Here is a 13,071-nt window from a genome sequence, read left to right as displayed (position 1 = left end):
GGGACCGGGAGGGTGTCAGGGACCGGAGGTCGGTGGGGTTAGAGCGCGCCCTGCGGCGCCTGGCCGTAGACGTTCTGGTAGCGGTCGAAGAGGGCGTCGATCGCCTCGGTCGGCATGGGCTTCGGCTCGCCGAGCTGACGCGAGATGTGCACGGTGCGGGCGACGTCCTCGACCATGACCGCGGCCTTCACGGCGTCGCGGGCGTCCTTCCCGATCGTGAACGGACCGTGGTTCTGCATGAGCACCGCGCGCGACCGGTGACCGGTGAGCGTCTCGACGATGCCGCGTCCGATCGAGTCGTCGCCGATGATCGAGAACGGACCGATCGGGACCTCTCCGCCGAACTCGTCGGCCATCGCCGTGATGACGCACGGGATGGGCTCGGCGCGTGCCGCCCAGGCCACCGCGTAGGTGGAGTGGGTGTGCACGACGCCGCCGACCTCGGGCATATGCCGGTAGACGTATGCGTGCGCCGCGGTGTCGCTCGACGGCGACCGCTCAGCACCGGGCGTGCCCGGAATGACGTTGCCGTCGAGGTCGCAGAGCATCATGTTCTCGGGCGCGAGGTCGTCATAGTCGACGCCGGAGGGCTTGATGACGAAGAGGTCGGCTCCCGGCACCCGCCCGGAGACGTTGCCGCCGGTCCAGATGACGAGCCCGTACCGGACGAGCTCCCCGTGCAGCTTGGCGACGTCGGACCGGACGCGCGCGATCGCGACCTCGATCTCGGGCGAGTAGGTGTTCACGCGGTTGCTCCTTCGAGGGCGGTGGTCTCGGTGTCGGTCGGCAGGCTGTCGACGCCGCCACCGAGGGCGGCTCGGCGGATGCGCTTCAGGCGCTTCATGACGTCGTTGGCGCCACGACCGAAGTAGTCGTGGAGCGTCGCGTACTCCGCGTAGAGCAGGTCGTACGCGTCGGCGGCTGCCTCGTTCGGCGTGTAGACGGCGCGGTTCACCTTGCCCATCGCGGCGCTGGCGGCCGGGACGTCCGGGTAGGCCCCGGCGGCGACGGCGGCGTGGATGGCCGAGCCGAGCGCGGGCCCCTGGTCGCTCGCCGTGATGGAGATCGGCAGGCGCAGGATGTCGGAGTACGTCTGCATGAGGAAGGGGTTCCGCTGCAGACCGCCGGCGACGATGAACTCGGTGACGGGTACGCCCGAGGCGTTGAACGTCTCGACGATCTTCCGGGTGCCGAACGCGGTCGCTTCGAACAATGCGCGGTAGACCTCCTCGGTGCGGGTCGTGAGTGTCAGGCCGAGGACCGTGCCGGAGAGCTCGTGGTCGACGAGGACCGAGCGGTTGCCCGAGTGCCAGTCGAGGGCGACGAGCCCGTGCGCGCCGACGGGCTGGTCCTGGATGAGCGAGGTGAGGTACTCGTGGATGCTGACACCACGCGCCGCAGCCTCCTCGGTGTACCGGGCGGGGACCTGGTTCGCGACGTACCAGGCGAAGATGTCGCCGACGCCCGACTGCCCGGCCTCGTAGCCGTAGAGGCCGGCGATGATGCCGCCGTCGACGACGCCGCACATGCCCGGGACCTCGCGGAGGACGTCGCCGTTCATGACGTGGCAGGTGGAGGTGCCCATGATCGCGACCATCTGGCCGGGCGAGACGGCCTGCGCCGCGGGTGCCGCGACGTGCGCGTCGACGTTCCCGACCGCGACCGCGATGCCCTCGCGAAGACCGGTCCACGCAGCGGCTTCGGCCGACAGGGTGCCGGCGGCGGCGCCCAGTTCACCGATCTCGTGGGCGACCTTGTCGTCGGCGAACCGCTCGAACGCGGGGTTGAGGGCTGCGAGGAACTCGTGGCTCGGGTAGGCACCGTCCTGGTAGATGCCCTTGTAGCCGGCGGTGCAGGCGTTCCGCACGTAGGTGCCGGTGAGCTGCCAGATGATCCAGTCGGCCGCCTCGACCCAGTGGTCCATGCGCTCGTAGAGTTCGGGGTCCTCCTCGAGGAGCTGGAGTCCCTTGGCGAACTCCCACTCGCTCGAGATGAGGCCGCCGTACCGCGGTAGCCAGGACTCGCCCCGCTCGGCGGCGAGCTCGTTGATGCGGTCCGCCTGCGGCTGCGCGGAGTGGTGCTTCCACAGCTTCACATAGGCGTGCGGGCGGTCGGCGTACTCGGGCAGCTCGTTGAGCGGCGTCCCGTCGGCGATGACGGGGACCATCGTGCAGGCGGTGAAGTCGGTGCCGATGCCGATGACGGCGGCGGGGTCGATCCCGGCGGCCTCGACGGCGCGCGGCACGGCGGACTGCATGACGGCGACGTAGTCGGCCGGCACCTGCAGCGCCCAGTCGGGCGGCAGCGCGGCGCCGGTCGAGGCGAGCTCGCGATCCATGACGGCGTGCGGGTAGTCGAGCACCGCCGACCCGAGTTCGGCGCCGTCGGACACACGCACGACGACGGCTCGGCCGGACAGCGTGCCGAAGTCGACACCGATCGTGTAGGTCTCTGCGTGCGTGGCTGTCGCCTGCTCGGGGGCGCTGGCGGCCGGGTTCTGCTCGGTGTTCACCGGTGGGACTCCTTCGTCGATCTGGTGCTCGGTTGATTCGCGATGCTGTGGTGCAAGCGGGTGGGGGCGGATGCTCGGCCGGGTGGATCAGGGCTGGGCCGCGCTCCAGTGTACAACGTTGTATATTGCCGTGGCCATGGACAGGGCGATGCGATTTCGACTCATGCGAGACCGCCCATCGCCTCGATGACGGCGCGGGTGTCGAGCGGCTCGGAATCCGGCGCCTCAGCAGCGCCCACGGTCCCCACGATCCGGCCCGCGCGGACGGCGACGACCCGGTCGCAGACGGCCGCGAGCGCCGCAGGGTCCTCGCTCGAGACGACGACCGCCCGGCCGGACGCCGCGAGCGATCGGATCAGGGCGTACCGCTCAGCCCGCCGACGTCCGTCCTCGGAGCCGGGGGCGCCCGCCCGACCGAACGGTTCGGCGAGCAGCACGGCGCGCGCCCCCGTGTCCGCGATGATCCGGAGCGACTCCGTGAACTGGTCGGCGTCCGGTCCGCGGTGCACGCCGGGGAGCGCGGCGACCAGGCCGCTCGGCACGGTGGTCGCCCGGTAGTCGCGCCGCGGGTCGGCCACACCGAGCCTGACCATCCTCGTGAGGGCGTCCGGGGAAACGCTCGACGGCACCCCGCCGAGGAAGGAGAGGTCGAAGCGGATCGGATGCTCGGTCGTGTACAAGACCCCCGCGGCGCGCGCCAGGTCCGTCGTCGAGACGTCGACCGCCGCACCGTCGAGCGCCACCGAACCACGGGTCCGTGCGCCGTACGACCGGCCGAAGACGCTCAACAGCACCTCCCCCGCACCGGAGTCGGGCGGACCGAACAGCCCGAGCACCTCCCCCGGCGCGCAGGCGAAGGACAGGTCGTCGACGACGATCCGCTCAGGGTCCGCCGGGTGGCTCGCGGTCCAGTGTTCGACGGTGAGGCCGGCAGCCGTCACCGACGATGCGATCACCGAGGCACCGTCCGACGTCGATGAACCGCCGGCAAGCGGACGGAACGCGTCGACGCCGCCCACCCCGGCGGCCAACGCCGCGAGCACCTCGCGTTCACCGTGCACGGCCGACAGCCGGATCGGGGGCGACGGGTCACCACCGACGGCGATCACGGTCGCGGCCGATGCGACGCTCGCCAGCCCGGTCACGGCCCCGGTCGCGAGCAGGACACCGGGTGCGGGGTCGGCGGTTCGAGGAGCTCGGGCCACCTCGACCATCGCCTGCTGCCAACGCTCGACCTCGTCCGCTCGGAGTGCGGGGCCACTGTCGTCGATCACGATGAGCGACGCCTCCGCGGCGACCGCCCTGGCGAGCTCCACGAGCCGACGCTCCACGACCGACAGGGCACCGGCGGAGTCCGCGGGTGACCGGTCGAGCCCGACGACGCCCAGGGCGCGGTGGATCCGCTCGGCATCGCTCTGCCTCAAGGACGTCCGGTCGGCGAGCGGCCCTCGGAGGAGCCGCATGACCGCCTCCCGCAGTCCCACCCCATGCTCGGACCCGAGCAGCACGTTCTCACCGATGGTCTGCGACCAGCTGATGGCCTGCCCGGCCGTCACGACGGCCACCCCGGAGGCACTCGACGCGGCCCGTGACGACAACCGCGCCGGCCTGCCGTCGACGAGCACCGTCTCGGAGCCGGACACCCTGGCCGCGCCGCGCGGTCCGGTGGACGTCCCGGACAACTGCGCGATCAGGTGCCGGAGGACCGGCACCGGTCCGAGCACGGCGTGCACCGTACCGAAGGGCACCTCGAGCAACGGTCGGCCGTCCCGCAGGATCGCGAGCGCCGCCGGCGGGACCCGCGAGGAGTCGGGCTCAGCGGTCGCCTCGCCACCACGCACGGAGGCGAGGGCACCGGCCAGGTCGCCGGTGCTCTCGCCTCCGTGGTGGATGTCCATGCGTCGGATCGATCCGGGTTCCGCGGTCGCGGACCTCGGGATCAGCGTCCGCCGCTGCGGCGCTTGTTGTAGACGTCGAACGCGACGGCGAGCAGCAGCACGAGGCCCTTGACGGCCTGCTGCCACTCGATGCCGAGGCCGATGATCGACATACCGTTGTTCAGCACACCGATGATGAGACCACCGATGATCGCACCGCCGATGGTGCCGACGCCACCCTGCACCGCGGCTCCACCGATGAAGGCCGCGGAGATCGCCTCGAGTTCGAAGCCGTCACCGGCCTTCGGACCGGCGAGGTTCAGGCGGGCCGTGAAGATGAGGCCGGCGAGCGCCGCGAGGAAGCCCATGTTGACGAACAGGAAGAAGTCGACCTTACGGGTCTTGATGCCGGACAGCTCCGCGGCGTGACGGTTGCCACCGATCGCGTAGATGTGACGGCCGAAGACCGAGCGGTTCATGACGATGCCGTAGACGAGCACGAGGACGGCCAGCACGATGAGCGTGACCGGGATGCCCTTGTACGCGGCGAGGGCGTACACGAAGAAGCCGATGCCCGCGATGATGAGGACGAGCTTGGCGACGAACCACGGGAACGGCTCGGTGTCCTGGCCGTACTTCTGTCGGCCGAGACGCGTGCGGACCTGCTGCACGACGAGGCCGACCACGGCGATGACGCCGATACCGAGCGTCAGCGGGTCGATCGGGAAGTCACCGAACACGTCGTTCAGGAAGCCGTTGCCGAGCGCGCGGTACTCCGCCGGGAAGGAACCGATGTTGGCGTTGCCGAGCACCACGAGCGCGAGGCCGCGGAAGATGAGCATGCCGGCCAGCGTCACGATGAACGCCGGGATCCCGACGTAGGCGATCCAGAAGCCCTGCCAGACACCGACGAGCGCACCGATGGCGAGCGACAGGATGATCGCGATCCACCACGGCATCTGCATCTGCACGGCGAACACACCGGAGACCGCACCGACGAAGGCCGCGACGGAACCGACCGACAGGTCGATGTGGCCGGCGATGATGACCATCACCATGCCGATCGCGAGGACGAGGATGTACCCGTTCTGCACGATCAGGTTGGAGATGTTCTGCGGCCGCAGCAGGATGCCGTCGGTGATGACGGCGAAGAACACGACGACGAGCAGGAGGGCGATGAAGATGCCGTTCTTGCCGAGGTCGCTGAGGATGTGGGTCAGCCAGCTCGTGAAGCGGTTGGTGGCCGGGTTGACGAGGCCGCCGGCGGCGGTGCCGTCGCCTGCCGGGACGGTGGGTTTGGTGTCCAGATCGGACATTGCGGTTCTCCTTCGATCCGTCCGCGCCCGCGTCAGCGGGGCTTCTCCATGGTCATGAGTTTGAGGAGCGCTTCGGGGTTCGCTTCCTCGATCGGCAGTTCGCCGGTGATGCGGCCCTCGCTGAGGGCGTAGATGCGGTCGCAGATGCCGATGAGCTCGGGGAGCTCGGAGGAGATGACGATGACGCCCTTCCCCTCGGCGGCGAGGCGGTTGATGATCGTGTAGATCTCGTACTTCGCACCGACGTCGATGCCACGAGTGGGCTCATCGAGGATGAGGACGTCGGGGTCGGAGTAGATCCACTTCGAGAGGACGACCTTCTGCTGGTTGCCGCCCGAGAGCTTCCCGGTCTTCGCGAGCACGTTCGGAGCCTTGATGTTCATGCTCTTCCGGTACTCCTCGGCGACCTTGTACTCCTCGTTGTCGTTGACGAGTCCGCCGCGTTCGAGCTTCTTCAGCGAGGCCATCGAGATGTTCCGCTTGATGTCCTCGATGAGGTTGAGGCCGTAGTACTTGCGGTCCTCCGTGGCGTACGCGAGGCCGTTGTCGATCGCCTCCGACACCGTGCGGGTGCGGATCTCGGTGCCGTTCTTGAAGACCTTGCCGCTGATGCGGCTACCGTACGACTGACCGAACAGGCTCATCGCGAACTCGGTGCGCCCGGCGCCCATGAGGCCGGCGATGCCGACGATCTCACCGGCGCGGACGTTGAGGTTGACGGCGTCCACCATCACGCGGGTCGGGTCCTGCGGGTGGTGGGCGGTCCAGTCCTCGACGCGCAGGATCTCCTCGCCGATGTTCGGCGTGTGGTCCGGGTAGCGGTGCTCGAGGTCGCGGCCGACCATGTCCTTGATGATGCGCTCTTCGGTGACGTCGTTCTTCACGATCGTCTCGATGGTCTTGCCGTCGCGGATGACCGTGACGGTGTCGGCGACCTTCTTGATCTCGTTGAGCTTGTGGCTGATGATGATCGACGTGATGCCCTGCTCCTTGAGGTGCAGGATCAGGTCGAGCAGGTGGTCGGAGTCCTCGTCGTTCAGTGCGGCGGTCGGCTCGTCGAGGATGAGGAGCTTCACGCGCTTCGACAGGGCCTTCGCGATCTCGACGAGCTGCTGCTTGCCGACGCCGATCTCGAGGATCTTGGTCGTCGGGTTCTCCCGCAGGCCGACCCGGGCGAGCAGTGCTGCCGCCTCCTGGTTGGTGCGGTTCCAGTCGATGAGGCCGAGCGGCCCCTTCAGCTCGTTGTTGAGGAAGATGTTCTCCGCGATGGAGAGGTAGGGGCTGAGGGCCAGCTCCTGGTGGATGATGACGATGCCCTTGGACTCCGAGTCGCGGATGTCCTTGAACTCCATCGTCTCGCCCTCGAAGACGATGTCGCCCTCGTAGGTGCCGAACGGGTAGACGCCGGACAACACCTTCATGAGCGTCGACTTGCCGGCGCCGTTCTCACCGCAGATGGCGTGCACGGTACCGCGCTGCACATCGAGCGTGACGTTCGAGAGGGCCTTGACGCCGGGGAAGGTCTTGATGATGTTGCGCATCTCGAGGATGCTCGTGGTCTCGCCTGACACCGTGTCTCCTTACAGGTGATCGTCGTTGAACCGGGCCCTCCGACAGGCTCAGGGATCGGAAGTGATTCCGTTCCCTGAGCCTGTCGAAAGGGGTGTTGCAGGACTGACTAGCCCTTGATCTCGTCTTCGGTCCAGTAACCGGAGTCCACGAGGACCTCCTGGATGTTGTCCTTGACGACGATCTGCGACTCGAGGAGGAAGGACGGGACGACCTTCTTGCCGTTGTCGTAGTCCTCGGTGTTGTTGACCTCGGGCTTCTCACCGTTCAGCACGGCGACGGCCATCTTGACGGCTTCGCTCGCCAGCTGGCGGGTGTCCTTGAAGATGGTCGCGTACTGCTCGCCGGACTCGATGGCCTTGACCGAGTCGAGCTCGGCGTCCTGGCCGGAGATGACGGGCCAGCCGTCGCCCACCGAGTAGCCGGCGTCGGTCAGCGCCGAGATGATGCCTCGCGAGATGCCGTCGTAGGGCGACAGGACCGCGTTGACCTTGCTGCCGTCGGAGTAGGTCGACGTGAGGATGTTCTCCATACGCTTCTGCGCGGTCTCACCGTCCCAACGGAGCGTTGCAGCCTGCTCGAAGGAGGTCTGGCCGCTGGCGACCTTGAGGGTGCCCGCGTCGATGAACGGCTTCAGGGTGTCCTGAGCGCCGTCCCAGAAGAACGTGGCGTTGTTGTCGTCGGGCGAGCCGGCGAACATCTCGATGTTGAACGGACCGGCGGGTGCGCCCTCGGTGGGCTTGCCCTCGAGGTCGACGAGGCCGAGGCCGTTGAGGACCGAGTTGGCCTGCTGCACGCCGACCTTGTAGTTGTCGAACGACGCGTAGTAGTCGACGTTCTCGCTGTCGCGGATCAGGCGGTCGTAGGCGATGACGGGGATGTCGCCGTCCTTGGCCTCCTGCAGCACGCTCGTGAGCGTGGTGCCGTCGATCGAGGCGATGATCAGGACGGAGGCGCCCTTGGTGATCATGTTCTCGATCTGCGAGACCTGGGTCGGGATGTCGTCCTCGGCGTACTGCAGGTCGACCTTGAAGCCCTCCTTCTCCAGCTGCTCCTTGACGGCGTTGCCGTCCTGGATCCAGCGCTCGGAGCTCTTGGTGGGCATCGCGACGCCGACGAGCTTGCCGTCGCCTTCGCCGCCGCCCGATCCGCCGCTTGCGCCGCCGGAGCAGCCGGCGAGCGACACGACCATCGTGCCTGCGGCCAGCGTGGCGAGGAGCATTCTCTTCTTCACTGTGTGGTTCCTTCCCTAGGGAGTTGCTTGGACGTCATTGTCATGCGCAGGTCTGTCGGCTTCGATGTGTCCAGCTCATCGAGGCCGCTCGTCGGCTACGTGGCGTTCGCGGGTGCGGGTGCGGACGCCTCGTCGTGGTGTCGGCGAGGGTGCAGGGAGAGGTGGCCGGCGGAGAGCCGGGCCGAGAGGGAGCTGTGGTCGGATCGATCGGTGCCGTGGATCGGGAGGCGGCTCATCGCCGACCTGCTCGCTCCATTGCGCTTCGTTCCCACGTCGACTTCCTCGTCACTCCGAATGTGACCGTTCACATTGTGTGTCACACGATAGCCCCAGACCTCCACCTGATGTCAAGTCGGGATGGGTCTCATTTTCATAACCGGCGACTGTCGGGGCATGGTCGCGCTCTCAGTGAGCCTGTGCGGGCACGTGCCGGGGGCGCAGGTACGCCCCGATCGGCGTGGCCGGAACCCGGGGATGTGCCCCGGCGATCCCAGTAGGGGCCTAGAGTTCGGCGTCGATCGCGCGGATGACGTCCCACGCGCCGTCCTCGGAGTTCGACAGCACGACGACGTCGATGGCGTCGGCGGCGGTCGGACCGAAGTAGGTGCGCACGATGCCGCTCGCGCCGGGGTTGACACCGTCGAGGTACATCGATCGCACCTGGCCGTCCTCGTCGACGTCGAACTCGAAGCCGAAGCCGTAGGAGATCTCCTCGTCGACCTCGATCTGCGGGGAGGTGAACTCCTCGGTCAGTTCGGCGGTGAGGATCTTCGCGTCGCGGGCCGCGCGCAGGAAGGTGATGAGGTCGGCCGCGGTGGACTGCGCACCGGCGTCCGGGCCACCGAGTGGCGGGAAGGCGTCGGCGTTCGAGTGCCAGACGCCCTCGTCGTCGATGTCGCCGCCCTCGGCCAGGCCGGGCTCGCCCGTCCGGCGGTCGACGAAGCCCGAGTGGTCCATGCCGAGGAGCGCGAAGACCTGCTGCTCGATGAGCTGGCGGTAGGGCAGCCCCGTCACGCCCTCGAGCGCGAGCCCGAGCAGCACGTAGCCGGCGTTGACGTAGTTCGCCTCTTCGCCGGGGGCCGCGAGCGGCTCCTTGTCGGCGAAGAGCGGCAGGAGGTCGGCGGTCTCGCGGATCGACGAGGCCGGGCGCTCGGCCCAGAGGTCGTCGTAGCTCTCGCCGGCGGTCTCGTCGGCGTCGTCGGCGATGCCGGAGGTGTGGGTGAGCAGGTGGAGCAGCTGGACGTCGCGACGGATGGTGGTGCCGTCGAGGTCGACGTACTCGTGGATCGACTCGTCGAGGTCGATGTGTCCGGCGTCGACCTGCTGGAGCACGGCGGCGGCGGTGAAGAGCTTCGTGATGGACGCCGTGTCGAAGCGGGTGTCGAGCGTGATCGGCTCGTCGCGCTCCCTCGAGGCGAGGCCTCGGGCAGCCTCGAAGAGCGTCTCGTCACCGCGCTTGACGAGCACGACGCCCGAGAAGTCGGTGGCTTCGATGACGCGGGCGACGCTTTCGGTATCCATCCCCCAACGGTACCGTCGCGGACCCCTCTGTGGCTCCACGCACCCTGGGGGACCCGATCCGTCGGGGGCCTGAGGCGTGTGCATAATGGGTGCAGCACGAAATGTGACCGTGCACATCGAGGTCCGAGGAATCCGTGAGCGACGACGCCGAACGGGGGCGAGCCCCCAATATCCGTGATGTCGCGCGCCTGGCCGGGGTGTCGCACCAGACGGTCTCGCGGGTGCTCAACAACCACCCGAGCATCCGCGACTCCACCCGCGACCGGGTCCTCGCCGTCATGGACGAGGTCAACTACCGTCCGAACCGTGCGGCCAGGGCGCTCGTGACGAGTCGGTCACGGACCATCGGGGTGCTCGCGAGCCAGCGGTCGCAGTACGGTCCGGCGAGCATGATCCAGGCGATCGAGAACGCGAGCAAGGACGCGGGGTACCTCGTGAGCACGGCGAACCTGCCCGACGTCTCCGACGCGTCGATCGTCGCCGCCGTCGAGCATCTGCTCGCGCAGTCGGTGGACGGCATCGTGGTCATCGCGCCGCAGGTCCGGGTGTTCCGGGCGATCGAGGAGCTGCAGGTGCGGGTGCCGTTCATCGCGGTGCAGTCCGGCGGCGACCTCGACGACCATTCGATCGGCGTCGACCAGGTCGCCGGTGGCCGCTTGGCGACGCGGCACCTCATCGAGCTCGGGCATCGGAACATCTACCACCTCGCCGGCCCGCAGGACTGGATCGAGGCGGAGGCGCGCATGCACGGGTTCCTCGCCGAGATGAGTGCGCAGGACGTGCCGACGACCGCGCCGATCCTCGGTGACTGGACCGCCGACTTCGGGTATCGCGCCGGGATCGAACTCATGCGGGTGCGCGACTTCACGGCGATCTTCTCGTCGAACGACCAGATGGCGCTCGGCCTCATCCACGCGATCCGCGACGAGGGGTACGACGTGCCCCGGGACGTGTCGATCGTGGGGTTCGACGACATCCCGGAGGCACCGCACTTCTGGCCGCCGCTCACGACGGTGCGGCAGGACTTCGACGAGCTGGGGCGTCGTTGTGTCGCGCGATTGCTCGGCAACCTCGAGGTCGACGCCGTCGGGTACCGCGGAACGATCGAGCCGGAACTGATCGTGCGGAAGTCGACGGGTCGCCCGGCCTTCTGACCCCTCGTGGTCGTGTGTGGTGGTGGCGCCAGCGCGGTGCGCTGACGACCAGGCCGACAGCACCCAGGGCGACGATCACCAGGCGGCGGGGTCCGCGATGAGTCGATCGAAGGCGAGTTCCGCGGCACCGATGAGCAGGAGGTCCTGGCCGAGCGCCGCACGCACGATCGCGACGTCCTCGAACGGCGGGACGAGCGCCCGCTCACGGACCGCGTCGTGCAACTCCTCCGATGCCAGTTCGAGCACGATCCCGAGATGCCCACCGAGGACGACGAGTTCGGGGTCGAGGATGTTCACCGTCCCGGCGAGCGCCCGTCCGAGCGTCCTGGCCTGCCGGACGACCTCCTCCCGCATCGCCCCAACCGGATCGGCCGCGATGCCCTCGGCGAGCGCCGCTTCGAGGACCGCGTCATCCCCGGCGGCGAGGCCGGCGACATGGAGCAGCTCACTGCGTCGGACGGCGTCTTCGAGTGCGTTGCCGGCGGCCGTCGCCGAGGTGTGACCGAACTCCCCCGCGTACCCGCGCGCACCACCGACGGGTCGACCACCGGCGATGATGCCACCACCGATACCGCTCGCGCCACCGTTCAGGTAGACGAGGTCGTCGATGCCGCGGCCCGCCCCGAAGGTCCGCTCCGCCCGAGCGCCGAGACTCGCGTCGTTGGCAGCGAACACCGCACGACCGGTCGCGGCACGCAGCCGTTCGACCAAGGGCTCGTCGACCCACCCGAGGTGCGGTGCGAGCCGGACGACCCCGTCGGCGTCCCGGACGAGACCGGGGATCGCGAGCCCGATCCCGCCGCCACCGCGCGCTTCGTCGGGCAGTCGATCGGCGAGTTCCTCGACCAACTCCGCGATGATCGCCGTCGCCTCGGCCGCCGTCGGTGTCGTGTCGACCTCGCGACGCACGCGCTCGAGGACCTCGCCGCCGAGTCGCACGGCCGCCACCGTGATCGCGTCGAGTTCCGGGTTCGCCGCGAAGGCGACGGCTCGCGGGCCGGCTGAAACGAGTGGCGACGGCCGGCCGACACCCTGTCCGCCGACCGGGACCGACTCCGTGACGATGCCGATCGAGGCGAGTTCCGTGACGAGCGCGGCGACCGTGGACCGGTTGAGGCCGGTCGTCCTCGTGAGCGCCGACCGCGACTGCACCCCGCCCTGGTGCACGAGCTCGACGATCCGCCCGAGGTTGCGACGGCGCACCGAGTCGAGTCCGCTCCCCATGCCGGATCCGCCCGCCGGACCCGCCCCGACCGCTGTCGACTCGCTCACACGCACACCCTCTGCTCGATCCCTCCAGTGTTCCCTATCCGGGCACGCGCAGGTTCACCCGCCGTCAGCCGTGGATGGTTGACTGGACGGATGCCCGCCGCCTGGACACTCCGCCCCGCCACCATCGACGACTCGACCTGGATGGCCGAGCTGCGCGCCGTCGTCATGCGGCCCGACCTCGAGCGCCTCGGTCGCTACGACGAGACCCGCGTGCGCCAGCGCTTCCTCGACGGATATCGCCCGGAGCACACCTCGGTGATCGAGGTCGACGGCGTCACGGCCGGGCTGGTCGCCCTCCGTCCGGAAGCCGGCGAGCGGTGGGTGGAGCACTTCTATCTGGCGCCCGAGCACCAGGGCGCTGGCCTCGGCACCGCGGTGCTCTCGCAGCTCCTGTCCGATGACGGCGATCCGCGCCCGTTCCGTCTCAACGTGCTGCAGGGCAGCCCGGCCCGCCGCCTCTACGAGCGCCACGGCTTCACGCTCGAACGCGAAGACGAGGTCGACGTCTGGATGGTCCGCCGAGACTGAACACCCAGCGGCACGGCAGCAGGAGATCGGCACGGCAGCAGGACGTCCGGTTGAGGAACGTCCTGCCACCGAGCGGATCTCCTCCTGC

11 protein-coding genes are annotated in these 13,071 nt (G+C 69.0%); 2 read left to right on the top strand and 9 right to left on the bottom strand.

Annotated elements, in window-relative coordinates:
* Window positions 1–38 precede the first annotated feature (38 nt).
* The 8 genes from ACQG07_RS06550 to ACQG07_RS06515 all read right to left on the bottom strand — a co-directional run bounded on the left by ACQG07_RS06550 (window position 39) and on the right by ACQG07_RS06515 (window position 10,029).
* The gene (locus tag ACQG07_RS06550; RefSeq protein ID WP_426737796.1) at window positions 39–746 is read right to left on the bottom strand and encodes an L-ribulose-5-phosphate 4-epimerase; all 708 of its coding nucleotides are present in this window, start codon (window positions 744–746) and stop codon (window positions 39–41) included.
* Entirely contained in the window at window positions 743–2,440 is a 1,698-nt protein-coding gene (gene araB, locus ACQG07_RS06545) for a ribulokinase (protein WP_371413698.1), read from the bottom strand. The genes ACQG07_RS06550 and araB overlap by 4 nt, the downstream gene beginning before the upstream one ends.
* 233 nt (window positions 2,441–2,673) lie before the next feature.
* Complete coding sequence (locus tag ACQG07_RS06540; RefSeq protein WP_426737795.1) at window positions 2,674–4,410, bottom strand: hypothetical protein; 1,737 nt, start codon at window positions 4,408–4,410, stop codon at window positions 2,674–2,676.
* Between the two features lie 41 nt (window positions 4,411–4,451).
* A complete protein-coding gene (gene mmsB / locus ACQG07_RS06535; protein ID WP_085512640.1) occupies window positions 4,452–5,705 on the bottom strand; it encodes a multiple monosaccharide ABC transporter permease in 1,254 nt (417 codons plus the stop codon).
* 32 nt (window positions 5,706–5,737) lie between these two features.
* Window positions 5,738–7,246, bottom strand: a complete 1,509-nt coding sequence (mmsA, locus tag ACQG07_RS06530; RefSeq protein WP_064295024.1) for a multiple monosaccharide ABC transporter ATP-binding protein — start codon at window positions 7,244–7,246, stop codon at window positions 5,738–5,740.
* A gap of 137 nt (window positions 7,247–7,383) precedes the next feature.
* On the bottom strand, window positions 7,384–8,496 hold the full coding sequence (gene chvE, locus ACQG07_RS06525) for a multiple monosaccharide ABC transporter substrate-binding protein (protein ID WP_079706775.1): 1,113 nt from the start codon (window positions 8,494–8,496) through the stop codon (window positions 7,384–7,386).
* A gap of 107 nt (window positions 8,497–8,603) precedes the next feature.
* A complete protein-coding gene (locus ACQG07_RS06520; protein WP_158596666.1) occupies window positions 8,604–8,744 on the bottom strand; it encodes a hypothetical protein in 141 nt (46 codons plus the stop codon).
* Between the two features lie 265 nt (window positions 8,745–9,009).
* A complete protein-coding gene (locus ACQG07_RS06515) occupies window positions 9,010–10,029 on the bottom strand; it encodes a serine hydrolase domain-containing protein (protein WP_426737794.1) in 1,020 nt (339 codons plus the stop codon).
* A gap of 134 nt (window positions 10,030–10,163) precedes the next feature.
* On the opposite strand from ACQG07_RS06515, the gene ACQG07_RS06510 reads away from it, so the two are divergent.
* Window positions 10,164–11,183, top strand: a complete 1,020-nt coding sequence (locus tag ACQG07_RS06510; RefSeq protein WP_064294998.1) for a LacI family DNA-binding transcriptional regulator — start codon at window positions 10,164–10,166, stop codon at window positions 11,181–11,183.
* Window positions 11,184–11,258: 75 nt separating this feature from the next.
* Here the strand turns inward: ACQG07_RS06510 and ACQG07_RS06505 are convergent, their stop codons facing one another.
* Window positions 11,259–12,455 (bottom strand): ROK family protein, encoded by a 1,197-nt coding sequence (locus ACQG07_RS06505; RefSeq protein ID WP_426737793.1) that lies wholly within the window; start codon window positions 12,453–12,455, stop codon window positions 11,259–11,261.
* A gap of 90 nt (window positions 12,456–12,545) precedes the next feature.
* Here ACQG07_RS06505 and ACQG07_RS06500 point away from each other — a divergent pair, with 90 nt between their 5' ends.
* Window positions 12,546–12,983, top strand: coding sequence for a GNAT family N-acetyltransferase (locus ACQG07_RS06500; RefSeq protein ID WP_426737792.1), 438 nt, complete (start codon window positions 12,546–12,548; stop codon window positions 12,981–12,983).
* Window positions 12,984–13,071: the final 88 nt, after the last annotated feature.

The sequence above is a fragment of the Plantibacter sp. 2H11-2 genome (assembly GCF_050031945.1).
Taxonomy (GTDB): Bacteria; Actinomycetota; Actinomycetes; order Actinomycetales; family Microbacteriaceae; genus Plantibacter; species Plantibacter auratus.
The sequence above is the reverse complement of the archived record's forward strand: the minus strand, read 5'-3'. Positions and strand labels throughout refer to the sequence as shown.

Bases quoted from the DNA above. Each gene is read 5' to 3' on its own strand.
- ACQG07_RS06540 (WP_426737795.1), bottom strand. From the start codon at position 4,410: ATGGACATCCACCACGGAGGCGAGAGCACCGGCGACCTGGCCGGTGCC.
- mmsB (WP_085512640.1), bottom strand. From the start codon at position 5,705: ATGTCCGATCTGGACACCAAACCCACCGTCCCGGCAGGCGACGGCACC.
- mmsA (WP_064295024.1), bottom strand. From the start codon at position 7,246: ATGCGCAACATCATCAAGACCTTCCCCGGCGTCAAGGCCCTCTCGAAC.
- chvE (WP_079706775.1), bottom strand. From the start codon at position 8,496: ATGCTCCTCGCCACGCTGGCCGCAGGCACGATGGTCGTGTCGCTCGCC.
- ACQG07_RS06520 (WP_158596666.1), bottom strand. From the start codon at position 8,744: ATGAGCCGCCTCCCGATCCACGGCACCGATCGATCCGACCACAGCTCC.
- ACQG07_RS06515 (WP_426737794.1), bottom strand. From the start codon at position 10,029: ATGGATACCGAAAGCGTCGCCCGCGTCATCGAAGCCACCGACTTCTCG.
- ACQG07_RS06500 (WP_426737792.1), top strand. From the start codon at position 12,546: ATGCCCGCCGCCTGGACACTCCGCCCCGCCACCATCGACGACTCGACC.